A 25,118-nucleotide genomic window follows, 5' to 3' on the forward strand; every position below is an offset into this window, starting at 1 on the left:
AAAAATAATTTACTTTTTTAACTATATATAAGTTTTAGTTTTCTATTAAAATTACCTCTTTTTAATAAATTTTGCAGGTACGCCTCCTACGATTGTAAACGGCTCTACATTTTTTGTAACTACCGCTCCTGCACCTACAATTGCACCTTCGCCAATAGTAACTCCTGGCATGATGACAACATTACGACCTAACCAGGCTCCTCTTTTAATCATTGGAGGTTGTAACTCCTCATCTCCCTGTTCTATTATGGGGATATCTACCCTATCATGTTTATGAGGTAAACATAATATAGCTACATTTGGAGCAATTAGCACCTCATCTTCTATAGTAGCTTGTTGTATAAAAACGTTTTCGTTGATTCTACAATTAAGTCCAATTGTGGTACCTATAGCATTTGATAAATAAACATTAGGTTCTAACTTGGTTCTGCTATCGTATGGCATAACCTTTAATACTTTAGAAACGTAAGCTACCCTAATTTTATTACACAAGCCTATTAGCCTAGAATGAGGTAAATGCTGTATGAAAGCATAATAAAAAACCAACTTTAATTTATGAAGCATACGTAAATAATAGTAAACTTAATTGTTTAAATAAACTTAGATTGTAAATTAGCATTTTGCACAAAATTACTAATATAGTTTAGTTTAAAATATCAAAATACAGCCTTATATGAAAATCTTTTTAATTTCAAATATGTATCCTTCCACTAAGGATCCATTATTTGGTGTCTTCGTGAAAAATTTTAAAGATGAATTGGAGAAAAATAATGTTTTATTTCAACCTATTACTCTTATTAAAGGCTTGGCGGGAAATCCTATTAAGAAAGTTTTCAACTATAGTATTCACTATTTTAATATTCTTATCGGGATCTTTAAAAAATTTGATTTAGTATATGTACACTATGTGAGTCATCATATTCCAATTTTATTTCTTCTTTTGCCTTTTAAAAGAAAACCTTGGGTTATGAATGCTCACGGTACAGATATAATAGATTTGCAAAAGAATAAATACCTTAATATTTTTGCTGAAAAGGTTTTAAAAAAAACCGATTTACTTGTTGTTCCTACAAGCTATTTTAAAAGTAAGGTTCTTCAAAGGTATTCTTTTTTAGAAGAGCAAGATGTTTTTGTATCGCCTTCTGGCGGAATTGATTCTACTAAATTTTTTATAAAAGAAAAAAATGCTGATGCATCCAAATTACATTTAGGTTTTGTTTCTCGTTTAATTGAAGAAAAAGGATGGAAAACATTTCTAGACGCCCTATTGAGACTTAAAGAAAAACGAGTTCCATTTGTAGCTTCCATAGCGGGAAAAGGTCCAGATGAACAGAAAATTCTCAGTACTATAAAGCAGTATGGTTTAGAAGTAGATGTGCAATTTTTAGGTTTAATACCACAAGATAAATTAGTTGATATCTATAATGGAATAGATTTATACGTGTTCCCTACCTATCGGGAAGCCGAAAGTTTAGGTTTAACAGGTTTAGAAGCCATGGCTTGTGGTACACCCGTTATTGCGTGCAATATTGCTGGACCCGCTACCTATATTCAATCCCATAAAAATGGATTTCTATTTGAACCAAAAAATTCTGAAGCTTTAACTGATTATATCATAGAATATCAGCGCCTTCAACCCGAACAAAAAGATAAATTTAAATTGGAAGCCTTAAACACCTCAAAAAACTTTAGAAAAGATATTGTAGCTCAAAATCTTTTAAAGCGTTTAACTGAAGTTATGAGAAAACAAGATTAGATCTTTCTCAACCTATTATTAATTAAAGATTATTTTTGATTACACAATTTTAATAATCTTTAGAATATTACTTTTACCATCTCATTGAATTTTAATGAAAAACTCTATTCTTAAACTTCCTCTAGATAAGCTCATAATCTGTATGATGTTTCTCCTATTGCCAGTAGATATGGTAAATGGGGTTTTTTTAACAAATGGAATAATTTTACCTATTAGTGTAAGCCAAGCTTTAAAACTGGTTATTGTTCTACTTATCTTTTTTAGTCTGATACGCTATCCTAAACAACTTTTTCTATTATTTTTTCTTATTATTGTTTTACTGATTCCCTCTTTTTTTCAGATTTTAAAAAGTTTTAATGTAGTTTTTTTAGTTGATGATTTGATTAAAATAAATAGATACATTATACCTTTTTACGGTTTTTTCTTCTTTCAAAACTACTTTAAAAATAATTCTGGAAGCTTAGTATTTAAGATGATTCATTTTTCTTATTTCGTTCTAGTTGTCAATATTTTATTAAAACATGTAGGCTTAGGCTATCCCATGTATGAGTTTGGTGATATAGGAAGTAAAGGTTTTTTTTATGCTGGAAATGAAATCTCTGCTTTATTACTAATTTTGAGTAGTATTATTTCTTTTAATCTATGGAGCCGGAATAGGATTTTCTACGTGGTAATTGCATTATTTAACATTTTTGTCGCGTTGAGTATTGCCTCAAAAACGAGTGTTTTCGGAATTCTATTGATACATATTTTAATTCCAATAAAAAGACCTACCGTAAAAAAAATAAACCTCAAAGCTCTATCTAATGTTTCTATAATTTCTATGCTTTCTCTTCCAGCGATTATTTATTTTGGCTGGGCATTCGTAAAAAGATCAAATCTTTACAATAGGATTTCTTACTTCTATGATAAATTTGATTTTCTAACTTTTATATTATCCAATAGAAATGTTTTTTTAAAGGATTCCTTTAAGGTATACACTCAAGATTATAATTTTTTAGAAAAAATTATTGGCGTAGGACAAACAACTTATGAACAGTTAAATGACGATAGGTTGGTAGAAATTGACATTGTAGATATATTTTTTACCTACTCTTTTATAGGGTTATCTATATTTATTATGGCTCTATTATTTATATGGCTGCAAGCTATTATGTTTTCAAAAAATATAAATAAATATCCTTATGCAAATTTTGTATTGATGATGCTTATAATGCTTATAGCCATTTCATCTACCGCTGGACATGTTTTCAGTTCAGGGATGGCAGGTATTTATATAGGCCTTCTATTTAGTTTATTTTATATTATTAACCCTAACTATAAAAATGAAGCCTAATCGCAAGAATAACTGTAATTACAGCAAACTTGTTACGATATTCAAAAATATCATCATTATAAATCTCTTTTAAATCCGCTTTAAGCTCTTTATTATCAATATTTACAATATTTTCTTCAAAGATGAGGTTAAATTGTTTTAGAAGATTAGGGTTAGTTTTAAACCAATTGGTAATAGGGTTCATACTATCGTAATTAAGCCCAAAATATTTTTTTCCTCCATTCACATATTTCTTAATTAACCTACCGTAATTAATATTAAAATCTGAATTAGGCTTTAATCCTATTTTTTCCCACTTATAATCAAGTGTTTTAGGATGCTTTACTTTTAACCAGTCAAAATAAATCTTTTGATTAAATTTAAATTTGTTGGGAATACTGGAGCAATAGTCTAATAACTGAGTATTGTAGAATGGTGAAGCTTGATCTATAAAGTTATTAAAGACCTTATCCCCCATTAAAGTGCCGTGTACCTGTCGTTGCTCAAAGGTATATACTTCGTAGTCAGATTGGTCATAATAGGTCGTTAGATCATCTAAAAAGTCCATTTTCTCAAGCATCGTCTTGTTTTTCACAAAACCCGTTAATCCGATAGAAGCTTTATTTGTTTTAAAATCATAATTAGGTTTTAAAAAGGAGCCGAATAAAACATCTCCTATCTGTCCTGAATGAATCAACCCAAAATTACGCCTTTCTATTTTACTCAACGCATTGTAAATAATTGCGTTCGCGGTAAAGTGGGTTAAACCATCGGTAGCTTTTACGTAATTATCTAGTACGTTTTCAACTAAAAAATCTCCTTTATGAATATTAAATTGTAAATGAGAATAAAAGTTTTTCTCGGCGATATGATTGGCGTATTTAACGTCGCTGGAGTTGGGATTCCCGTAGGTATATGTATTGATTTTATTAAACCCAAGTTCTTGAGCAATCATAGCATTGATCCTAGAGTCCATTCCTCCACTCAATAAACTTAAATGTTGTTGGTAATTATTACTTCTATCTTTTTGCCATTCTTCTTCAATGGCATTTACCATAAACTTCTCTATAGATTCTATTACATCATTTAAAGATTGAGGAGTTTCTTTTTTTGATATTTTATAATATTGTTGGGTTTTTATTGAATTTTCTGAAATATTGAAAGTTAAAGTGGAACCATAATTTAATTTTTTTATCTCTTTGACTAAGGTAAAGTCATTGAACATTTGTCCGTAAAGAGCTAAAGAATATATTCCATCATAATCGTAACTAATTGAAATGTGGTTCTCACGAAGCAATTTAGATAATACGTGCATTTCAGAAGAGAAAGCAAAACCTAATTCTTTATCGTAAAAATAAAATAGGCTCTTTGTAGATAAAGGATCATTGAACATGATTAATTTTTCTTCTTTTTTTGAAAAAATAAATCCGGCAAAAGTTCCTTTTAATAACGAGATAAAATCGCTTCCCTTCTCTAAATAAGCTTTAATTATCTTCTGTGGAGTATTAATCGTAGAATAATTGATTCCTTCAAAACAAATGATATAGTTATCATCTTCAAATAGAAAACGATCATCTTTAAATTTATCTAATACAGATCTTCCAAAACAAAAATCATTACTAACAATTTCTTCCTGAATAGAGTTTTCAAATTTACTGTTGTAAAAATTGTTATATATTTTTTTTTGCTGATTTTTTTTTAATAAAACACCGTAAATCCCTGCCATTCAATAGTATTATAAATAGGTTTTAATATTTTCCTTCCTCTTTAAGTAAACACATCCAGATACATTCCATACCGATAAACTCACTGCTGTAGCAATTGCAGCTCCATTAATTCCATACCTAGGAATTAAAATAAAATTAAGCAATAAGTTGATACATAGAGATATAATTGCAATGTATTGATATTGTTTTTGTTTGCCTGTCATTTGCATTATGATCCCTACAGAGCCTACAGAACTATTGATTAGATGTATAGAGCATAAAATGATTAACGCTACACTACCCGCTTTAAATTCTTCACCAAATATGCCTAAAAACCACTGATTAAAAATAACTAACACAGCAACAATTAAAAGCGTTAAAATGAAATTTAATCGAGTTGAAAATTTAACCAAATTTAGAAATTTTTCTCTAAGGTCATTTAAATAAAGGTTAGCAATTTTAGGAGCTAAACTAGAATTAATAGCTTCTATTGAAAAGCTTGTTACTAATGCGAGTTTTAAAGCTACATTATAAACACCTATGCTTTCATCGGTTTCATAAATTCCTAAAATAAAAGTATCCATCCACCCTAAAAAGATCATAATAGTGGAAGACAACATCATTGGGAAAGATTCTTTTAAAAATGCCCAGGTATTGATTTCTGACTTAAAGGAAACTCTCTTAAACTTCTTTACAGTTACAATTAAAGCGATAAGTGTAAGTACGTAAATTCCATACAAATGTGCTATCATCACATTTATAGGGTTCATTTCAATCCAACCTAATATACAAACAAATATAAATGCTAGCGAAAATCTTCCTGTATTAATAAAAAATGCAAACCAATTGTTGTAGCCTTTTGCCCTCAAAGCTCCAGCACATAACATAGTGATCACCCAGCCTGGAATGGAGAGAATTGCCCAAAAATAATAGGGTTTTAATCGAGGCTTTTCAAAAAGATTGATAATTACAAAATCTCTTGAGAAGTATAGAATAGCGACTAAAAAGGAACTGAACAAAAATGACTTTAAAAGAACCCTATAAAATAAACCAGGATTTTCTTCCCAGTTTTTTTCAGTAGAATAAAATTTTATAAGGTTAACATCTATACCTAATCTACCTATTATGGTAGCAAACATAAAAATTGAAAAACTTAAAACTACCAATCCGTTTAACGAAGCTCCGTAATTATTGGTGATGTATAGTGTAAAGAGATAACCCCCTAAAATTCCTGTAGCTCTAAACCCCATAAAGAAAATACCCTTTTTGATAATTTCCTTTTGATCTTGGTCAGATTTTCTTAAAATTTTTGAAATTTTATCTCTCAAAATAAGCTATAATTAATACATTCTTTGTTGAGCAAATGTAAGTAAAACTAAAGAGAAGCTTCTTATATGAGAAGCTTCTCTTCGAATTATTGATAAACATATTTACTTTAAAAATTCATTTGAATATTTACTTCTTTAAGAATTTTGTATTAAAAACTTTATCTTTATCCTGAATATTTAATAAGTACAAACCAACTTCTAAACTAGAAGTATTAATAAGATTATTTTTCAAATTACCTTTTCTTACAAGTTTTCCAGTAACATCATAAATTTCAAATTTAGCATATTTACTAAATTGAAATTTTAAGTGACTTACTTGAATATATGTATCTGATGGGTTAGGATATATTATTATTGAATTATTCTTAAACGTTGTTAAAGCTAAATTATTATTAGGTTTCGAAAATATCGTACCTGGAGTATTTACTATTTTTAACTGTGGATTTAGTACTTTAAACTCTCTATCTCCATTTATTTTTTGAAAATAAAATTTTACATAAGAAACAGCTGAAGGAATTTCTAGGTTTCTTTCATATATATCCCATTGGTCTCTGTACCACTTTGGAACGAGATCCTTATCTACGGCATTATCGTACTCTATTTGGTTTTCCTCTCGAGTTTGGTATGGAATATCTATATAATCCATCCACCAATGTTTATAGTAAGAGGAAAAACTTAAGTTAGTTTCTTGTGTATTTATATCCTCTACAGATAAAAGATTATAGTTAGAATCGTAAAACTCTAGAGCAAGTAAATCTCCATTAGGAGATTCTCCACTCCCTCTAATTAAAGCGCTAAAATTTAATTTATCAATGTTGCTAACATCAATAAAATCATTATAGTATAAAGACTCTCCATTCTCTATTTCTAATGGTAACTTTTCACTCCAATTTGTTCTAATAAATATGTTTTCATCATTTAAATTTCTTACGATGTCAACATTTTGATCTAAATCCAAACTTAGATTATCTATATAAACTGTATTATTATAAATCCAATTTCTCAAATAAATTCTAATGCTATTTACATTTCCAGGAAACTGAAAGGTTTTTAATGTGGTACTCCATTCTTGATGAGTAGGAATATAGCTAAAATGCATTTGAAGACTAGATGAATATAGAAAGCCATTAATAGATATAGAATTTGTTAATTTATTCCCGTTAGAATCAAATGTCTCAATCGCTACAAGAGCTTTAGTATTTCTATTATCAAGAATTGGAAGCTTTTCTCTCGCTTTTAATTTTAGTGTGTAATCTTGGTTGGGTATGATGGTAATAGTATCTAAAGTTACCGCATATTGGTCTTTAGATAATTTTAGAGAATTTTTACCTGCAAAGTTTTCTTTTTCAACACTTAAACTATCTTCTCCGTAGGCTCTATAGATCAAATTTGAATTTTCGATGTCATTATTTTTAATTAATCTTATAGATTTCCATTCTATATTAGCAGAACGCCATTTTCTCAAGAAAAACTGGAAAGAAACAGCATTTGAAGGAGGCACAAAATGAATTAAATCATCTTGAAATGAAAGATTTGTATCTGTATATTTAAAATAACTATTTAACGCAGAGCTATATATTAAATTACTAGTATTTGTATTTAAATTTGTTAATGGATTTCCATTAATATCATAAAATTTTACTCCTATAAGAGAACTATAAGATTGACCATCACTTATTAATTCTTTTACCTTATAGCTTAGTTTATACGTGTTTGTTTCTTTAACTGGTATTATTTTAGAATAAACAGTATTGTTATTAAAATCTGCAGTGAAGTTTAAATCTCGAAAATGAGCGTTTGACGTTTTATTTTTATAAATTTCGTAATTACCATTCCAATGGTGAAGTTTATTACTCAATTCCTCATTTTTTATTTCAAACCTATTATTGATAAGTACCCCTGCTTTAGACTTTTTAATAAATTTGTATAAATTATTGTAATCTACCCTTTCCTCGGGCACACTAGAATTTGCATTTTTATAATGGGCCCCAGAAGTATCATAATAAACTTTACCATAATTTATATATCCAAACTTATCTCCGTAGTCAAAATAATCATTTACTCTACCGTAAATTTCATCTTCTGCCAATACTTCATTTTCTATATTTACATTTAAATTTTGGGTACTCATAATTCTATTGGCATTTTTTAGTAGATCTCTATCTACTCCTCCAAAGACAGAACCATTAGAGAAAGCAGACGGTTGTTGCCAGGTAACATCAAAAATTTTTGTTATTTCATCTGCGAAAGATGTTATCGGTGGGTTAAAACTAAACAGTTGGTAAGGAGAACCATATAAATGCCATCCTTTATTCTCTATTATCGGCTTTAAATGAGAAAAAATTTCTACTGAAAAGTTAACATCTAATGGTCCCGTACTTGAACTATCATAATAATTATTTGATACCGATTCCTTCAGATAGTATATCCCTTCTATATCAACTTTAGAATTATTGTTACTATTCCAATTTTGAGACATAGTCTCTATTTTATCTAAATAATTTTCTAAATCTATCTTTAACTGGTTTCTAGCACTAGATGAAGGATAATCTTTATAATCTAAGACGGGAAGTTGTAATATAATCTTGGTATTTGGTAAATTTATTGAATTGGAAAGTTCTAAATTAGCACTGTTTAATTCTTCGATTAAAGGGTTTCTAGTGTTAAAAGGTAGGTAAGAACCATGACCAAACATTAAGTTAAGTTCCCATTGAGTGTCATTACCTAAATAATCAAAATTTGACTCAGTAATATCAATTAAGTTTGTAGTGCTGTTATCTTCGTATAGTTTTACATTATCTATTGCTATTTTTGCAGGGTAATCCCTATCGACCGTTCCAAGTTTCCAGTTGATAATATGAATTTTATAAGAATTAGCATTAGCTGGTATTGAGAAAGTGCCCGCTTTTGATTGAAAATTATTATTATAGACATCTATAAATATATTTTGAGTATAAGCATCATTATAAGTGCTAAAATTATTTCCTCCTCTTATTTCATCTCCATTAGTATCAAAAAACTCTATACCAACCACTAAGTCTGGTTGGGATAATGTAGTATGACCAGGTTTCAGCAAAGCTTTAGCATCGAATTCAATAGTTATATTTTGTGCAGAGTTTACATTAAAAAAACCATATGAAAGACCAGAGCCTATAGTTTCAGGTATTACTGCATAATTATTAGAGCCAGAGTTTCGAATAATTGGTAATTTGGTTTTTATAAAAAAATTGTTTAAATAGATGTCCCATAACTCTTCATCATAACCTATTGTATTAAAAAAGCCTAAATCAAGAAATAGAAAAGAATCCATTAACGGCTCACTATAGGTACTATTTTTATAGTAAGCTAAATAGGGTTTAAAATACTCTTTTGCACTTGTTGGTATCAAATTATCATCCTGATGTGCAAAATGGGAGTAGAAAATTTGTGTGTTATTTACATTCATTTGACCTCTAACATTAGTTTGAGACCAAGAGTTTATTGAAAAATAAATAAAGAGTAATCCAAAAATTTGTAGTTTTTGTTTCATAGTTGTTGGTTGTTGGTTGTTGGTTGTTGGTTGTTGGTTAATAAATATATTATTTTTTTACAAGAAAATGTGGATTTAATAAATTCTCTTTATTATAACGTAAAGGCTTATTATCTTCCATATTTATCACCTCTATGTTTAAGCCTCTTAACACCGCATTTGCAGCCGCTGTATCCCATTCCATAGTTGGAGCGAAACGAGGATAAATATCGGCCTCGCTATCTGCAATGAGCATAAACTTTAGAGAACTTCCCATAGATACCGTTTCTGCATCTTTGTACTGTTCAATATACTTCTTTGTCTCTTCGTTTAAATGCGATCTAGAAGCTACGATTCTTTTAGCTCCATTTTCATTTTCTATAATTTTAAGCTCCACTTGGGGATCCATGTTTTCAGACTTAAAAGCTCCTATTCCCTCTCCTCCAAAATAAAGCTTATCAAGAACTGGTGCATAAACTACGCCTAAAATTGGCTTTTGATTATGAATTAGAGCTATATTAACCGTAAACTCTCCATTTTTTTTGATAAATTCTTTAGTTCCGTCAAGCGGATCTACCATCCAAAAATATTCCCATTCTTTTCTTTCTTTATAAGGGATTTTTGCACCTTCTTCAGAAAGGATCGGTAATTCTGTTTCCTTTAATTTTTCAACAATAGTTTCATGCGCTAATTGATCTGCTTTGGTTAACGGACTATGATCTCCTTTTTCTTCTACACCAAAATCTTCAGAATTATAAACTTCTAAAATTTTGATTCCTGCATCTCTAGCCGCATCAATAATAAGCGGTATATATTTTTTTATCTCCATAGTTAAATTATCATTCCTGCAGCCACTGTTTCGTTGGTGCTTTCATCTATTAATATAATACTTCCTGTAATTCTGTTTTCGCGGTAATCATCTTTCATTAAAGGTTTGGTGGTACGTATCTTTACCCGACCAATATCATTCATCTTTAGATCCTTATCTTCATTATTTCTATCGTAAGTATTGATATCTATTTTATACACCACTTCTTTTATTAACGCTTTTTGTTCGTTAGAAGTATGCATTAACGTGTATTTAGCTCTTGGTTTTGCGGCATCATTATTTAACCAGCAAATCATCGCTTCTATATCTTGGGAGGGTTCTGGCTGATTGTTTTTCTTCACCAACATATCTCCTCTACTAATGTCAATATCATCTTCTAGAGTTACTGCAATACTCATAGGCGCAAATGCTTCTTCGATCTCTTTGTCTCCCGCATTAATGCTTTTTACTCTGGAGGTAAATCCTGAGGGAAGAACCGAGACCTCATCTCCTTTTCTTAAAATTCCACTAGCCAACCTTCCTGCGTATCCTCTATAATCTATAAAACCTTCTCGTTGAGGTCTCAATACGGTTTGCACCGGAAAACGGGTATCTATTTTATTAATATCACTACTAATATGAAGAGTTTCTAACTCGTATAAAAGCGGGGCGCCTTGATACCAGTCCATATGCTTTGATCGGTTCACCACATTATCTCCATACAAGGCACTTATAGGAATAAAACGAACGTCTTTAATCATTAATTTGGAAGAGAACTCTTCAAATTGAGCAATAATATTTTCATAAGTCTCTTGCTTATGTTCTACCAAATCCATCTTATTGATACAAACAATGATATGTGGAATTTGTAATAAAGAGGCTATAAATGTGTGACGTTTGGTTTGTTCTATCACTCCGTGGCGGGCATCAATCAAGATAATAGCAGCATTGGCCGTAGAAGCTCCTGTCACCATATTACGCGTATATTGAATATGTCCTGGCGTATCGGCAATGATAAATTTACGTTTGGGTGTAGTAAAATAGCGATAAGCTACATCGATGGTGATTCCCTGCTCGCGCTCATCTTTTAACCCGTCGGTAAACAAGGCTAGATCTACTCCTTTTTGTCCTTTTTTTCTACTGGTATTCTCTACTGCTTCCAATTGGTCTTCAAAAATAGATTTTGAATCATATAGAAGTCTTCCTATTAATGTGCTCTTTCCATCATCTACACTTCCTGCTGTGGTAAATCGTAAAAGTTGGTTTTTATCTATTTCCATTTTAAATGCTTTGGGTTTTAGGCTTTAGGCTGTTAGCTGTTGGCTTTGTGCTGTGGGCTAAATTTAAAAATACCCTTCTCTTTTTCTGTCTTCCATTGCCGTTTCTGAACGTTTGTCATCCGAACGGTTTCCTCGTTCAGTTTGACGCATCGCTGAGACTTCTAAAGCTACCTTTTCGATCGTATCGGCATCACTTTCTATACCTCCAGTTATGGTAATATCTCCTAAGGTTCTAAAACGTATCTTCTTGGTCACTATTTCTTCATTCTCTTCCAACTTTAAAAAATCTGAGTTGGGTATCCAAGAATCCTGACGTCTTACTACTTCCCTCTCGTGGGCTAAGTATAATGAGGGAATTTCTATGTTTTCTCGCTGAATATAGTTCCACACATCCATCTCTGTCCAATTACTTATCGGAAAAGCTCTAAAATGTTCCCCTTCAAAATATTTTCCGTTAAGGATATTCCAAAGTTCTGGGCGTTGATTTTTAGGGTCCCATTGTCCAAAGTCATCTCTATGAGAAAAGAAACGTTCTTTCGCTCTTGCCTTTTCTTCATCTCGTCTTCCTCCTCCAATAGCACAATCTACTTTATTGCGCTCAATCGCATCTAGTAAAGTAGTAATTTGTAAAGCGTTTCTAGTGGCGTTTTTTCCTTTTTCTTCGGCTACTCTTCCCGTGTCGATAGATTCTTGTACAGAACCTACAATAAGTCGCGCATCTAACTCTTTAATAAGCTTATCGCGGAATTCGATCGTTTCTGGAAAATTATGTCCCGTATCTACGTGCATTAATGCAAACGGAATTTTTGATGGGTAAAAGGCTTTCTTTGCCAAGTGCGTTACCAAAATAGAATCTTTTCCTCCAGAAAATAAGATGACTGGGTTTTGAAACTGCGCCCATACTTCTCTCAAAATATAGATAGCTTCAGATTCTAATTCATCTAGATAGTTTAAATAATACTTGCTCATAACTGACTAGCTTAGTTTTTGGGTAACTTTATTGATAATGATAGCTAACGATTCTTCTATCGTTTGATTGCTGGTATTCACTTTTATTTCAGGGTTTGTAGGAGCTTCATAGGGAGCGCTAATTCCTGTAAAATTCTTTATTTCTCCTTGTCTTGCTTTTTGGTAGAGCCCTTTTACATCTCTGTGTTCACAATCTTCAATTTCTGCGTGTACATAAATCTCTATAAAGTTCTCTTCTCCAACAATTTGCTGGATCATTTCTCGATCTTCTCGCATAGGAGAAATAAAAGCGGCTAAGGTAACAACTCCTGCATCGATAAACAACTTTGAGACCTCTGCTATTCTTCGCAAGTTTTCTTTACGATCCTCTGGCGTAAACGATAAATCGGTATTAATTCCTCGCCTTATATTATCGCCATCTAATACATAAGTTTGCATCCCTTGTGCAAACAATTGTTTTTCTACTTCATTGGCTAAGGTAGATTTCCCTGAACCCGATAGTCCTGTAAACCACAAAAGCTTTGCTTGGTGTTTATTTCTTGAGGTTCTATCTTTTTGAGTAATGCTATAATCTTGATGAATAACATTTTTATTCATAAGTAGGCTTTATTTCTTTTTTAATTCCATAATTACTTCTATACCAAACACGCTCATGCAGATAATATAAAATAGGTTTAGTGGCCAACTCGGCTCCTCCTATTTTAAGGCCTGTAATTATATCTCCAGAGATCAACCAGCTTAATAAAATAGTATCGATCGTGCCTATTAATCGCCACGTAATGGTTTTTATGATATGACGAAGTCTACTTTCTTTAAGCTCTTTATTTTTATCTAAATTAACCCGTATCCAAACTCGTTCGTGGGCATAATACAATAACATCTTGGTGATCGTTTCTGAAAAACCAATCTTTAAACCCGTAAACGGATTGCCTGTCATTACCCAAGAAAGAATTATAGTATCTATAGTTCCCACACAACGCCACGTAATTGCCTTGGCTATATGTCGTTTATGGGAAATTTTTTGTGCCACTTACTATTTAATATAGGTTTGATATAAGTTTTCTAAACTATTGCGCCAAGACAAAATAGAAACTCCAAAAATACTAATAACTTTTTTCTTATCTAGGCAACTATTCAAAGGTCTTTTCGCTTTAGTTTTATATGAGTTTGAGGCATGTAAAACCGCTTTAGTATGGGGTTGCAAGCTCACAATAGATTTAGCAAAATCATACCACGTAGCATCTTCTAAATTGCTAAAATGGTATATGCCATAAGCTTCAGATTTTATTTCAATTATTTTTAAAATGAGAGCTGCTAAATCGTTTGCATTGGTAGGGTTTCCTTTTTGTTCGGTTGTAATATTTAATGTAGCTCCTTCTTGAGTTTTTTGAAGAATCGTTTTAAAAAAATTATGTCCAAATTGTGAATACAACCAAGAAGTACGAATGATAAAAAATGTATCTAAGGCTTCTTGAATATATTGTTCTCCTTTTAATTTTGATGCTCCATAAACATTAATTGGGTTGACTTTATCTTCTTCTGAGTAAGACTCTTCTTTTTCTCCATCAAATACATAATCTGTTGACACATGAATAAGCTTTGTTTCGTGTTTTTTGCAGGTTTTAGCCAAGTTTTTTACAGCTTCTGCATTGATAAGAAATGCTCTTTCCGGTTCAGATTCTGCTTTTTCTACATTGGTGTAAGCTGCTGCATTAATGCAAAAGTCATACTTTTGTTGAGAAAAAATACTCTCAATTGCTTCCGCGGAAGCGATATCTAAATCGGTTGAATTTTTAAAGCTAAAATGATAATTAGGATAAGCTTTTGCCGCAATTTGCAGACATTGGCCTAATTGTCCTGCTGCTCCTGTAACAAGAATATTCATGATTTAAATTCTTCTAAAGTAGGATGTTCTTGATCTTTTGGAGATAAAATAAATTCTTCTTTAGGTAATTGCCAGTCAATATTTAGCATAGGATCGTTGTAAATAACTCCTGCTTCTGAAGTTTTATGATAGTAATTATCGCATTTATAGGCGAAAATAGCTGTTTTAGAAAGTGTTATAAAGCCGTGTCCAAAACCTTTAGGAATAAAAAGCTGAAAGTTATTTTCTTCATTTAGAATTATGCTGTAGGTTTTCCCAAAAGTAGATGAGCCTTTTCTAAGATCTACCGCTACATCTAGTACTTCGCCTTGAACTACTCTTACTAATTTTGCCTGTGCATTTTCTCCCGTTTGCAAATGAATTCCGCGTAAAGCGCCACGCTGAGAAATAGATTGGTTATCTTGAATGAAATTGACATTTAAACCCGTCTTTTCTTGAAATAATTTATGGTTATAACTTTCAAAAAAACTTCCTCTATCATCTTTAAAAACTTGAGGTTTTATAAGTAAGCATCCTTCTAATGGTGTTTTTTCTACTGTCATTTATTGTAAATTTTTACTGTATCCACTTTTAATAAGTGGTTTCAATAATTTTTGATATTGCTGTTTAGAAATATAACCCATAGTATAGGCTGCTTCTTCTATAGATCCTACTTTTAAACCTTGTCGCTCTTCAATAGCTTCTACAAAATTTGAAGCTTGCATAAGTGATTTAAAAGTACCTGTATCTAACCAAGCTGTACCTTTATCTAGAATACCTACTTGAAGTTTTCCTTTATCTAAATACGCATTATTAACATCGGTAATCTCTAATTCACCGCGTTGACTTGGTTTAATATTTTTGGCTATTTCTATGACTTCATTGTCGTAAAAATAAATTCCGGGAACAGCATATTTTGATTTTGGATTTTGGGGTTTTTCTTCAATAGAAATTGCCTTTCCTTCATTATTAAATTCTACCACACCGTAACGTTCGGGATCGTGAACGTGGTATGCATACACTACACCTCCATCGGGATTATTATTCTCTTGAAGTAGTTTTTCTAATCCAGAACCATAAAAGATATTATCTCCTAAAATAAGAGCTACTTTATCGTCTCCAATAAAATCTTCTCCAATAATAAAAGCTTCTGCAAGACCATTAGGTTGAGCTTGTTCTTTATATTCAAAGCGGCAGCCTAGTTGCTCTCCTGTTCCTAATAAATTTTCAAATAAAGGTAAATCGTGAGGCGTGCTTATGATTAATATTTCTTTTATCCCAGCTAACATTAATGTTGACAACGGATAATAAATCATAGGCTTATCATATACTGGAAGTAATTGCTTACTTACCGCTAAAGTAAGTGGATGTAACCTTGTTCCTGAACCTCCTGCTAAAATAATTCCTTTCATTGGGTATATTTATTTAGATACCATTGGATGGTTTTCTTAATTCCTGACTCAAAATTTTCTTCTGCTTTCCAATTTAATTGACTTTCTATTTTCGAGGCATCTATAGCATATCTAAAATCGTGCCCTGGTCTATCTTTTACAAAAGCGATTAAATTTTTATAAGAGTCGCTATTTTTTCTTGGATAAATATCGTCTAAGATTTCACAAATAGCTTGAGCTATATATAAGTTTTGACGTTCATTTTTACCACCTATGTTATAGGTTTCACCTAATTTTCCTTCCGTTAAGGCTAACTTTATTCCTTTACAATGATCAAGCACATATAACCAGTCTCTAATGTTGGTGCCTTCGCCATAAATGGGAATATTTTCTTCTTGAATTGCTTTACGGATAATAGTGGGAATTAACTTTTCATCGTGTTGATGCGGACCGTAATTATTAGAACAATTGGTGGTTATTACAGGCATGCCATAGGTATGAAAATAACTTCTTACTAACATATCTGATGCTGCTTTTGAAGCACTATAAGGACTGTTAGGAGCATAAGGAGTTTCTTCTGTAAATAAACCTGTCTCACCTAGAGTGCCATAAACTTCATCTGTAGAAACGTGCAGAAAACGGGCGTTAGAAAACTTTTCATTTATCTGAAAAGGTTCTTTCATCCATAGTTTATAGGCAGTTTGGAGTACATTAAAAGTTCCGTTTACGTTAGTTTCAATAAATACAGACGGATTTGAAATAGAATTATCTACGTGAGATTCGGCTGCAAAATGCACCACCTCCTCAAATTGATATTGATCAAAGAGTTCTTTGATTAATTCTAAGTTACAAATATCTCCTTCTACAAATTTATAATTTTGATGTTCTGGTTGTTCTATATTATTTAAATCTCCTGCATAGGTTAGCTTATCCAGATTAATAACCTTTATCTCGTTTTGCGAATTTAAAAGATAGTTAATGTAGTTGGAGCCTATAAAACCTGCACCACCCGTAATCAAAATAGTTTTCATATTTACTCTCTTTCGAGGTTTCTAGCTTTAATAATAATGTTTTTTAACAATAAGATGATAAAAAATAAAATGATTAAAAAAATAGGCGTCAATATCATTTTATTTTTGCTCATTAACGGTTTTTCATCTAATTTTTTTGGTGAACCTTCATCTAATACTTTTAAAAATTCTTGATTTTTTATTCTTTGCTGAATAAGGTCACTTGTTTCTTTCTGAAGTTCTGATCTTCTTGAAATAAGTCCGTTAAAATCAAAGTTTGCACCATTAACAACAATGCCAGAAGTTCCGTCTGATTTATTTTGACTATAGTTTTCTATTAAATGATTAAGAGATTTTATAAACTCTTGGTTAAGAGAAATTTGAGAAGTTACATAGGCCGTTTGATCTTTATATAATTCAGTAAAGTATTCATTACTTCTAAGGTATTTTAAAACCTTTTCAAGTAAAACTTTAGAATCATAATCACTAGGGTGTTGAAGAGTCAATTTGTGAGTTTTAACAGAGTTCTTTAGAAACTCTTCTCTTTCATTATCTTCAAGAGATTTTGATTCTTCCAAATATTCCATATAAGCCTCTTCCTCGTTAGATATTTCTCTAAAAAAATAAACGGGTTTTACTTTTAAACTGATTTTAGATAATCCCTCTTGTTGAAACTCTTTTATGATTCCCTCATCTGCAACAGATAATTTAAAATTTAGCTCTTCCACCTTTTTGTAAAGATATGCTGCTCCTTCAAAATCAGTAGAAACAATAGTATCAGTTTGCAAATAGTTTACCGTATTTTTATTCCAGAAATATCCTAAAATTAACCCTACAATTATTATTACAGTTAAAATGATACCATAGCTTAAAAAGAAATTAATCATTCTAAGAAATGAGTTTCCTATAGATCTAAATCCGTTTTTTATAATTTGTAAAAGATCCAAAAGATCTATTTCCTCTTTATGATTTGTCTTGCTCATTATGATTTAAAAATTTGTTCTAGTATTTTTTCTGTAATCAAATATGTTGGTTTTACTCCTGAGGTTCCTAAACCTCCAGAAGCTAACGTGCTTCCCGTCTCTAAGGGATTATCACTTGCGTAATAAGCATATCTTACTTTGACATCTGACTGAATATTACTTCGTAATTTTGCCGCTGCTTGAATGGCTTTTTGATAATGCGCTCCTTCCATCTCTAAACCAATAACATTCCAAGTAGAATCGTGGAAAAATCGTAATATATCTTTATTTTGCAAAGATGTTCCTAATACAGTAACCATAGCTCCGTCAAAAACATCTATGCCGTTACCTTCTAAATCTTCTTTACTCAATTCATTAATAAAAGGATAATTATCTGCTGTGCCTTCAAATAAATGAGCATTAGGTATCATTATATCGCTTTTACCACCTTCTAAAATCCCTGCTTTTCCCATAATAGATATAGAATCTACATGGAGATGAAATTCTTCATCTTCAATAGCGTAAGGTTTAAGCAATTCATCCATTGTTTCATAGGCTTGCTCTCCAAAAGCATAATCCATCACAATAATAACTGGTGCCTCTTCTCCTTCCGCTTTAAAGCGATCTTCGTGATGATTAATTTTACCAGTATCAAAAATTTGAACATCAATATTGGTACCGCTATGATCTTCTAAGAAGGTCATTCCCTTTTCTAAAGCAACTTTCATCACTTTAGTTCTTAATTTACCATTTGCAGAGTTACTTAATGCTTCATAAACCTCCTGTGTAGATTTTTTCTTTAATTCAGTTTGCAAAGCCAAAGGTGCATAAAGCGTATTCATTACACTATGCATATTCGCACTAATGATATGTAACTTTCTATTGAGTAAACCTTTTTCAACAAGTGTTTTCTTAATATGATCTGCCCAAATTTCTCCATGAATATGATGCCCTAAACGCTCTCTAAGCACAGGACTAAAAGTAACAATTCTCTTATTATTATGAATAACCTCATCGATGGCAAGCTTACCTAAATGATAAATAATATGTAAAAATCTTTCTTCATTTTTAGGCTGACTAAATAAAGGATGTACTAACCTTACTTCATTAAAAGTTCTTCCTAAAATATTGGCAGTATGTGTTAAAGCAATTTCTCTTTCTGCTTCTGTTAAAGATTTTTGTTGAACTGCAATTTCTAATTTTTTCCAGTCTCGTGTAACGTTTCCCTCTTCATCAATCATTACTCTTCGCATAATCTTATGCGATTCAATAAATAAGAAGGTAAGATGAGTTAAAATATCATAGATCTCAGACCTTCCTCTGGTAATTTCTATATTCATTTGTTCCTCGTCTATGCGGTAGCAATTTCTTCTACGCTTAGGCGGAACTATAGGTTTAAAATGTGAATTTGCATAACCTTCATCACTGGTTAGATTAATGAATCTACATTCTTCTATTCCTATAGGTAAACGGTCTATCACATATAATAAACCATTTAATTCTAATTTATCTTCTCCTACAGACCCATAAATTTCAGGTCTTAAGGTAAGCAGCGCTTCTCGTAGAGTTTCTCCCGATACTCCCATAGGTTTATAAAAACCACGATTAAACAAGTGGCGCATTGTAATATACAAACGCTCAATAGCATTAGAGCTTTCTTGCGCTCTATTTCGTCCTTGTGTTTTAAATTTGTTCACACGCTTATATTTTATTGTTGTTGATGTAAAGCATCGGCAATTTTTCTATCATTAGATAATCTCGGAATCTTGTTTTGACCTCCCAATTTCCCAATAGACTTCATATATTCTTGAAATCCATTTTTCTTTACGGAAGTGATTACCAGGGGTTTTAAAATTTTCCCCGATATTAAATCTAAATAATAACTATTTTGTTCTTGTAAGTATTTATCTAAACTTTGGGCAAATATATCTAAATTTTTAGGTTCTCCTTCAAACTCTATCAACCATTCGTGATAAGGTAAGCCTTCTGGCGGATTGGTTTGTGGAGCGACCGTAAATTCGCTAATTTCTATTCCATGCTCTTTTACCGCTTTTTTCATAGCATACTCCACTTCTTTTGCAATAACATGTTCTCCAAAAGCCGAAGTAAAGTGTTTTATTCTTCCCGATACGATTACTCGATAAGGTTTAACCGAAGTAAACATTACTGTATCTCCCAAATTATACGCCCAAAGTCCTGCATTGGTAGAAATAATCATCACATAATTAACGTCTTTTTCTACTTCTCCAATCGTTAATCTTATTGGGTTCTCTTCAAAAAATTCCTCAGTTTTAATGAATTCATAGAAAATACCCGCATCAAGCCTAAGTAACATCCCTGATTGGTTTTGTTTGTCTTGGTAAGCAAAAAACCCTTCAGAGGCAGGAAAAAGTTCTATACTGTCAATTTTTCTTCCGATAAGGGAATCAAACTTAGTACGGTAAGGTTCAAAATTTACTCCTCCATAAATGAGTAAATCAAAGTCTGGGAAAATCTCGCCTACTTTTTTTCCCGTTTTTTCTACTAAACGTTCAAAATACATTTGTAACCAAGAAGGGATTCCGCTAAAAACACTCATGTTTTCAGGTAATGTTTCTTCTACAATTGCATCTACTTTGGTTTCCCAGTCTTCAATGCAATTGGTTTCCCAACTAGGTAACCTGTTTTTTTGAAGGTAACTAGGAACATAATGAGCTACAATACCCGATAGTCTTCCCAGTTTAATTCCGTTCTTTTCTCCCATCTCTGGACTCCCTTGCAAAAAAATCATTTTTCCTGAAACGAAATTTGCTTTTCCCGTTTCTGCAATGTAATTAAGTATGGCATTTCTAGCCCCCGAAATATGGGTAGGCATAGATGCTTTGGTAAGCGGAATGTATTTAGCACCACTTGTAGTCCCCGAGGTTTTAGCAAAATAAAGGGGTTTTCCTGGCCAAAGTATATTTTCTTCTCCCTTTACCACTTCATCTACATAAGGTTTTAAAGCTTCATAATCCCTAATAGGAACTTGGTCTATAAAATCTTTATGATTACTAATTTTATTAAACTGATGATCTTTTCCAAATTTTGTTTCTTTAGCTGTATTGACTAATTGCTTAAAGACTTTCTGTTGCGTCTCTACAGGATTATTAGCCCATTTATTAATTTGGGATTTAATCACATTAGCAAATAGTTTAGCTCCAAAAGTTTTTACTGACATAGGCGTTTATTGAAACTCTAAAAAATCGGCGGGGTTCACAGGATAACCGTCACTCCATAATTCAAAATGTAAATGCGGTCCTGTTGAGAAATCTCCTGTAGATCCCGACATCGCAATTACTTCGCCTGCTTTTACCAATTCCCCTTGCTCTTTAGTTAAAGAAGAATTGTGTTTATATACAGAAATTAATCCGTAACTATGCTCTATAATCATTACATAGCCAGTATCTGCAGTCCATTCGGCAAAGATTACTGTTCCATCTGCGGTAGATTTAACTGGAGAATTTTCTTTAGCAATAATATCTACGGCATAGTGTTTTTCTTTAGCATTATAACCTTCAGAAATTTTTCCGTTTAACGGAGGAAAAAGCTTTACTGCTGTCTTAGCAACGGCTTCGTCTACTACATTATATTTGTCCTCTTGCTCGACTTCTTTTCGCAATATAGAATCGGTAACCGAAGGTTGAAAATTAACAGAGTCTGAGCTAATAGAAGTACTCGTATCTAAAGTATCTTCTTTAAAGTCTAACGGACTTATCTCTCCGTTTAAAACTCGTTTTATAGAAGTAAAATATTGATTTTGTTTATGTATCACCTGCTGTAAATAATCTGTTTTATAAACCAACTGCGTAGCGGTTTCTTTAAGCTTAGGTGAAGAATATCCTGGAATGTATTCTCTTAAAGGAGTAAAAGCAATTAATAATGTCGTTAATACAATTAATACAATCGCAGAAATCCCAATGGTGACAAACACATTAAGTTGGGTAAGCCGATATGAAAAACGTTCTTCAAAAGTGTCTTCATTGAGGATTACCAAACGGTATTTATGCAATAATTTTTTTGCAAATTTTTTTTTATCCTTTCTTTTTTTGGTCATACACTAAAATTAGTTATAAATACCTGTTGTGCATTTTAAAAAATTTATAAATTCTATTAAATTTCACTCTTTCTTATAAATGAAGTTTGAATCTAGAAAAACCGCTCCGTATAGTATTTCGTATATTATATGAAATAAAACGTGTAACGAGTTACAAATATAAGATAATATATTGTGAGGATTTATGCTCTTGTTAACGTAAGGATTAAATATTAATTACTAAATTTGTTTAGTTTAAAATTAGAAATTATGTCATTAAGTATATTTTTAGGAATGATTGGGGCTCCTCAAATTATTCTAATTGTAATCGTAATTTTATTGATTTTTGGAGGAAAGAAGATTCCAGAATTAATGAGAGGACTTGGTAGTGGTATCAAAGAGTTTAAAGATGCTTCTAAAGATGAAGAGGAAGAAGGTAATGTAAAGCCTGATACGAGCAAACACGTAGAAGATAAAAAATAATTTATTTTATTATAAAAACAAAAAAGCAGGATTTAAAAATCCTGCTTTTTTTATTCCGTAAAGTTATTCTTTATTTGAGTTTAGCTGATTTTAAAATAGCTTCTAGCTCAAAAATATTATCTCGCTTAGTTGCAGAAGGCCTAAATACAAATCCTTCTAAGATTACATAACGGTTGTTTTTCTCATCTTTTACGGCATAGTTGATAAAAGGACCTGCCATAAATGCATTTTTCACTTCCCATGTACCTCTCGTCTCGTATGCAAACTTACCGTCTATTTTAGAGGTAAATAAATATGGAGCATAAGCTTCTTCTGTAATTAAAAAAGAGCCTTCTGTAGGTCCAGGAACACGCTCTTTTCCTATAGAGTCTCTCATTTTTATGATATTCCCGATCACGTTTGTATCTTTATCTATGACACGAAAAGGGACTTCGTAAACCAAAATTTCCATACTCCCATTAGGAATGTCTTTTCTTATCCAAAAGAAGTCTTTATCTGTTTTGGCATAGCGATAAGCTGTAGGAAACTTTAAGCTTACTCCTAAATTTTCTTCTAATAATTTATCTGCTTTTAGCGATTTTGAAATCCTTCGCTGCTGTTCTTTAATTTCAGTATCCTTAAAACTTTTAATGATTTCATCATTATGAGCATTTAAGGTCTCTATGATCGCCTCTTTAGAAGGTCCAGAAACAAAAATACCTGTCTGCGGTTTAGCAAAAGTATCTTTAACTACTTCAAATTGTGGAGCGTTAGATTGACCTACTTTTAAGAACGTTCTATTATTCTGTACAAAGCCCGAAAATGCCTTTGGCGGAATTTGATTCATAGAAAACAAAGGCTCTTGCTGCGGTAAGCCATCTACAGGGGATGCCAAGTTTTCTCTTAGAACTTCTCCAATTTCCCCTTCCCAAAGGTTGTTATCTACAATTATAGAAAGGTTGTTGAGTCTCCCGCTAGAATTACTTAAATTTTGCTTCTTGTTCACTTCGTCATCACAAGAAGTAAATAAAATTCCGATAAGGAAAAGGTAAAAAAAGTTTTTCATCATGGTTAGCTTATGATTTTGATATCTGTTTTTAACCGTTAGAAATTTTTAATTTCATTCCAGGTTTTAATTTGTTACCGCTAATATCATTCCACTTTTGAATATTCTTAACACTAACTCCAGGAAATTTTCTAGAAATACTCCATAAAGAGTCTCCTTGTTTTACAGTATACGTTTTGCCAGAAATTGTTCTTGCTTTTTTTGTGCTACTTACACTCGCTGTAGCTACTGGCTTTCTAGGGTAAATTGTTAACCGCTGACCTATTTTTAAGCTATTGCTTCGTAAGCCATTCCAGCGTTTTATACTGCTAATTCCCACCCCATATTTTTCTGCAATTTTTCCTAAATAATCTCCGCTTCTTACTCTATAACGTATTCTATCTTCTGCTTCAACTAAATTTGGTAAACCTTTTTCTTCTTGTTCTTTGGCAATTTGCTCTTCTACAAAATTATAAATGAGATCTTCATTAGAGACAAATACTCCTGCTTCCCTTAACGGAAGTCTAACGTAATATTCTTCATCATCTATATAAGGGATAATATCTATTTTATAACTTGGATTTAAGAAACTCAACAACTCTTTATCTACTCCAGTAACCGTTGATATTTGATCAAATTTGATGAGTTTTTTAACCTTAATTGTATCGGTTTCAAAATACGTTACCTCTGGACGGTAAGGTTTAAAACCGTGCTCATCTGCATATTCAAATAAATACATGGTAGCAATAAAAGCTGGTACGTAACCTGCGGTTTCTCTTGGTAAATAGTTTCTTAACTCCCAATAGTCTTTGTTTCCTCCGCTTCTTCTTATCGCTTTAGCTACATTTCCTGGACCCGAGTTATAAGAGGCCAATGCTAAATCCCAATCGCCAAAAGTTCCGTAAAGATTAGATAAATACTGGCAAGCAGCTTCGGTGGCTAAAACAGGATCCATACGTTCATCTACATAGCTACTCACATCTAAGCCGTGCATTTTCCCCGTAGCAAACATAAACTGCCATAAACCTGTAGCTCCCACTCTAGACTTTGCTCTGGGATTTAAAGCCGACTCTACTATGGCTAAATATTTCATTTCTAAAGGAATGTCATACTTGTCTAATTTTTCCTCGAACATAGGAAAATAATACTGACTTAAAGATAACAGCTTTTCTACCGATTCTTTCCTTCTTTTAATGTAGTAATTAATAACACTTTCTAAAGATGGATTATACTCTACCCTAAATGGTGTTTTAGCATTGATTTTGGCTAACCTTGCTTTTAAGGTATCTGTAGGAATCTCCTTATAGGTAACTGAATCTAAACTTCCCGCTACCAAAACAGACTCACTCATAGTTTCATAAAGATCTGAATTTAAAAGTTTAGATTTCCATAAAGAATCTATCTTTCTAGCTTCGTGATAATCTCCTAGAAAAATTTGCGTAGAATCCTTTTCAATACTTGGCATGGGAGTTACCGCAGAAAAATTTGGCACTACCTCTTTTACCAATTGTTTTGTACTATCTATTACAATAATCTCTCTCTTACTTACAGTATCTTTTACTTTCTTTTTGAGTTTGTCTTGAGCTAAACCCGTTAACGATGTAAGCAAAAATAGAATTGGCAAAAATTTATTCATCAAAAATAGTTTTCTGTTTTTTAT

21 protein-coding genes and 1 pseudogene are annotated in these 25,118 nt (G+C 31.8%); 3 read left to right on the plus strand and 19 right to left on the minus strand.

Going from position 1 to position 25,118, the window contains the following annotated elements; all coding sequences use genetic code 11:
- Positions 1 to 51: 51 nt before the first annotated feature.
- Positions 52 to 219: pseudogene (locus FT986_RS16265) on the minus strand (DapH/DapD/GlmU-related protein); the annotation flags it as partial.
- Positions 220 to 673: 454 nt separating this feature from the next.
- Between FT986_RS16265 and FT986_RS01590 the strand changes: the two are divergent.
- Positions 674 to 1,756: a glycosyltransferase family 4 protein gene (locus FT986_RS01590; protein ID WP_147863520.1), complete on the plus strand. Its 1,083-nt coding sequence runs from the start codon at positions 674 to 676 to the stop codon at positions 1,754 to 1,756.
- Positions 1,757 to 1,850: 94 nt separating this feature from the next.
- The gene (locus FT986_RS01595) at positions 1,851 to 3,092 is read left to right on the plus strand and encodes an O-antigen ligase family protein (protein ID WP_147863521.1); all 1,242 of its coding nucleotides are present in this window, start codon (positions 1,851 to 1,853) and stop codon (positions 3,090 to 3,092) included.
- On the opposite strand, the gene FT986_RS01600 is transcribed toward FT986_RS01595, so the two are convergent.
- The 16 genes from FT986_RS01600 to FT986_RS01675 all read right to left on the minus strand — a co-directional run bounded on the left by FT986_RS01600 (position 3,070) and on the right by FT986_RS01675 (position 21,972).
- Complete coding sequence (locus FT986_RS01600; protein ID WP_147863522.1) at positions 3,070 to 4,797, minus strand: asparagine synthase-related protein; 1,728 nt, start codon at positions 4,795 to 4,797, stop codon at positions 3,070 to 3,072. The two genes, FT986_RS01595 and FT986_RS01600, sit on opposite strands and share 23 nt — an antisense overlap.
- A 9-nt stretch (positions 4,798 to 4,806) precedes the next feature.
- On the minus strand, positions 4,807 to 6,105 hold the full coding sequence (locus tag FT986_RS01605; RefSeq protein ID WP_147863523.1) for a flippase: 1,299 nt from the start codon (positions 6,103 to 6,105) through the stop codon (positions 4,807 to 4,809).
- A 127-nt stretch (positions 6,106 to 6,232) separates the two neighbouring features.
- The gene (locus FT986_RS01610) at positions 6,233 to 9,634 is read right to left on the minus strand and encodes a T9SS type A sorting domain-containing protein (protein WP_147863524.1); all 3,402 of its coding nucleotides are present in this window, start codon (positions 9,632 to 9,634) and stop codon (positions 6,233 to 6,235) included.
- A gap of 49 nt (positions 9,635 to 9,683) precedes the next feature.
- Entirely contained in the window at positions 9,684 to 10,442 is a 759-nt protein-coding gene (gene cysQ / locus FT986_RS01615) for a 3'(2'),5'-bisphosphate nucleotidase CysQ (protein ID WP_147863525.1), read from the minus strand.
- A gap of 2 nt (positions 10,443 to 10,444) precedes the next feature.
- Positions 10,445 to 11,701, minus strand: a complete 1,257-nt coding sequence (locus tag FT986_RS01620; protein ID WP_147863526.1) for a sulfate adenylyltransferase subunit 1 — start codon at positions 11,699 to 11,701, stop codon at positions 10,445 to 10,447.
- A gap of 63 nt (positions 11,702 to 11,764) precedes the next feature.
- Positions 11,765 to 12,670 carry a sulfate adenylyltransferase subunit CysD gene (gene cysD, locus FT986_RS01625; RefSeq protein ID WP_147863527.1) on the minus strand — a complete coding sequence of 302 codons (906 nt, stop codon included), beginning with the start codon at positions 12,668 to 12,670 and terminating at the stop codon, positions 11,765 to 11,767.
- Between the two features lie 6 nt (positions 12,671 to 12,676).
- Positions 12,677 to 13,267, minus strand: a complete 591-nt coding sequence (gene cysC / locus FT986_RS01630; RefSeq protein ID WP_147863528.1) for an adenylyl-sulfate kinase — start codon at positions 13,265 to 13,267, stop codon at positions 12,677 to 12,679.
- The gene (locus FT986_RS01635) at positions 13,260 to 13,700 is read right to left on the minus strand and encodes a DUF2061 domain-containing protein (RefSeq protein ID WP_147863529.1); all 441 of its coding nucleotides are present in this window, start codon (positions 13,698 to 13,700) and stop codon (positions 13,260 to 13,262) included. The genes cysC and FT986_RS01635 overlap by 8 nt, the downstream gene beginning before the upstream one ends.
- A 3-nt stretch (positions 13,701 to 13,703) precedes the next feature.
- On the minus strand, positions 13,704 to 14,555 hold the full coding sequence (gene rfbD / locus FT986_RS01640; protein WP_147863530.1) for a dTDP-4-dehydrorhamnose reductase: 852 nt from the start codon (positions 14,553 to 14,555) through the stop codon (positions 13,704 to 13,706).
- The gene (gene rfbC / locus FT986_RS01645; protein ID WP_147863531.1) at positions 14,552 to 15,097 is read right to left on the minus strand and encodes a dTDP-4-dehydrorhamnose 3,5-epimerase; all 546 of its coding nucleotides are present in this window, start codon (positions 15,095 to 15,097) and stop codon (positions 14,552 to 14,554) included. Before rfbC ends, rfbD begins: the two co-directional genes overlap by 4 nt.
- Positions 15,098 to 15,946 (minus strand): glucose-1-phosphate thymidylyltransferase RfbA, encoded by an 849-nt coding sequence (gene rfbA / locus FT986_RS01650; RefSeq protein ID WP_147863532.1) that lies wholly within the window; start codon positions 15,944 to 15,946, stop codon positions 15,098 to 15,100. It abuts the gene before it with no gap.
- On the minus strand, positions 15,943 to 16,956 hold the full coding sequence (gene rfbB / locus FT986_RS01655; protein ID WP_147863533.1) for a dTDP-glucose 4,6-dehydratase: 1,014 nt from the start codon (positions 16,954 to 16,956) through the stop codon (positions 15,943 to 15,945). Before rfbB ends, rfbA begins: the two co-directional genes overlap by 4 nt.
- 2 nt (positions 16,957 to 16,958) lie before the next feature.
- Positions 16,959 to 17,918, minus strand: a complete 960-nt coding sequence (locus FT986_RS01660) for a hypothetical protein (RefSeq protein WP_147863534.1) — start codon at positions 17,916 to 17,918, stop codon at positions 16,959 to 16,961.
- Positions 17,918 to 19,594: a hypothetical protein gene (locus FT986_RS01665; RefSeq protein WP_147863535.1), complete on the minus strand. Its 1,677-nt coding sequence runs from the start codon at positions 19,592 to 19,594 to the stop codon at positions 17,918 to 17,920. Before FT986_RS01665 ends, FT986_RS01660 begins: the two co-directional genes overlap by 1 nt.
- 11 nt (positions 19,595 to 19,605) lie before the next feature.
- Positions 19,606 to 21,096 (minus strand): GH3 auxin-responsive promoter family protein, encoded by a 1,491-nt coding sequence (locus FT986_RS01670; protein WP_147863536.1) that lies wholly within the window; start codon positions 21,094 to 21,096, stop codon positions 19,606 to 19,608.
- Between the two features lie 6 nt (positions 21,097 to 21,102).
- The gene (locus tag FT986_RS01675) at positions 21,103 to 21,972 is read right to left on the minus strand and encodes a M23 family metallopeptidase (RefSeq protein WP_147863537.1); all 870 of its coding nucleotides are present in this window, start codon (positions 21,970 to 21,972) and stop codon (positions 21,103 to 21,105) included.
- A gap of 246 nt (positions 21,973 to 22,218) precedes the next feature.
- On the opposite strand from FT986_RS01675, the gene FT986_RS01680 reads away from it, so the two are divergent.
- The gene (locus FT986_RS01680; protein WP_147863923.1) at positions 22,219 to 22,434 is read left to right on the plus strand and encodes a twin-arginine translocase TatA/TatE family subunit; all 216 of its coding nucleotides are present in this window, start codon (positions 22,219 to 22,221) and stop codon (positions 22,432 to 22,434) included.
- A 70-nt stretch (positions 22,435 to 22,504) separates the two neighbouring features.
- Here FT986_RS01680 and FT986_RS01685 read toward each other — a convergent pair whose 3' ends face one another.
- Together FT986_RS01685 and FT986_RS01690 are read right to left on the minus strand one after the other, a co-directional pair.
- Positions 22,505 to 23,479, minus strand: coding sequence for a DUF4837 family protein (locus tag FT986_RS01685; RefSeq protein ID WP_147863924.1), 975 nt, complete (start codon positions 23,477 to 23,479; stop codon positions 22,505 to 22,507).
- 31 nt (positions 23,480 to 23,510) lie between these two features.
- Positions 23,511 to 25,094, minus strand: coding sequence for a lytic transglycosylase domain-containing protein (locus FT986_RS01690; protein ID WP_147863538.1), 1,584 nt, complete (start codon positions 25,092 to 25,094; stop codon positions 23,511 to 23,513).
- Positions 25,095 to 25,118: the final 24 nt, after the last annotated feature.

It is taken from the genome of Mesonia sp. K4-1 (assembly GCF_008017825.1).
Lineage (GTDB): Bacteria > Bacteroidota > Bacteroidia > Flavobacteriales > Flavobacteriaceae > Mesonia.

Bases quoted from the DNA above. Each gene is read 5' to 3' on its own strand.
- FT986_RS01590 (WP_147863520.1), top strand. From the start codon at position 674: ATGAAAATCTTTTTAATTTCAAATATGTATCCTTCCACTAAGGATCCA.
- FT986_RS01595 (WP_147863521.1), top strand. From the start codon at position 1,851: ATGAAAAACTCTATTCTTAAACTTCCTCTAGATAAGCTCATAATCTGT.
- FT986_RS01600 (WP_147863522.1), bottom strand. From the start codon at position 4,797: ATGGCAGGGATTTACGGTGTTTTATTAAAAAAAAATCAGCAAAAAAAA.
- FT986_RS01610 (WP_147863524.1), bottom strand. From the start codon at position 9,634: ATGAAACAAAAACTACAAATTTTTGGATTACTCTTTATTTATTTTTCA.
- cysQ (WP_147863525.1), bottom strand. From the start codon at position 10,442: ATGGAGATAAAAAAATATATACCGCTTATTATTGATGCGGCTAGAGAT.
- FT986_RS01620 (WP_147863526.1), bottom strand. From the start codon at position 11,701: ATGGAAATAGATAAAAACCAACTTTTACGATTTACCACAGCAGGAAGT.
- cysD (WP_147863527.1), bottom strand. From the start codon at position 12,670: ATGAGCAAGTATTATTTAAACTATCTAGATGAATTAGAATCTGAAGCT.
- cysC (WP_147863528.1), bottom strand. From the start codon at position 13,267: ATGAATAAAAATGTTATTCATCAAGATTATAGCATTACTCAAAAAGAT.
- rfbD (WP_147863530.1), bottom strand. From the start codon at position 14,555: ATGAATATTCTTGTTACAGGAGCAGCAGGACAATTAGGCCAATGTCTG.
- rfbC (WP_147863531.1), bottom strand. From the start codon at position 15,097: ATGACAGTAGAAAAAACACCATTAGAAGGATGCTTACTTATAAAACCT.
- rfbA (WP_147863532.1), bottom strand. From the start codon at position 15,946: ATGAAAGGAATTATTTTAGCAGGAGGTTCAGGAACAAGGTTACATCCA.
- rfbB (WP_147863533.1), bottom strand. From the start codon at position 16,956: ATGAAAACTATTTTGATTACGGGTGGTGCAGGTTTTATAGGCTCCAAC.
- FT986_RS01660 (WP_147863534.1), bottom strand. From the start codon at position 17,918: ATGAGCAAGACAAATCATAAAGAGGAAATAGATCTTTTGGATCTTTTA.
- FT986_RS01670 (WP_147863536.1), bottom strand. From the start codon at position 21,096: ATGTCAGTAAAAACTTTTGGAGCTAAACTATTTGCTAATGTGATTAAA.
- FT986_RS01675 (WP_147863537.1), bottom strand. From the start codon at position 21,972: ATGACCAAAAAAAGAAAGGATAAAAAAAAATTTGCAAAAAAATTATTG.
- FT986_RS01685 (WP_147863924.1), bottom strand. From the start codon at position 23,479: ATGAAAAACTTTTTTTACCTTTTCCTTATCGGAATTTTATTTACTTCT.
- FT986_RS01690 (WP_147863538.1), bottom strand. From the start codon at position 25,094: ATGAATAAATTTTTGCCAATTCTATTTTTGCTTACATCGTTAACGGGT.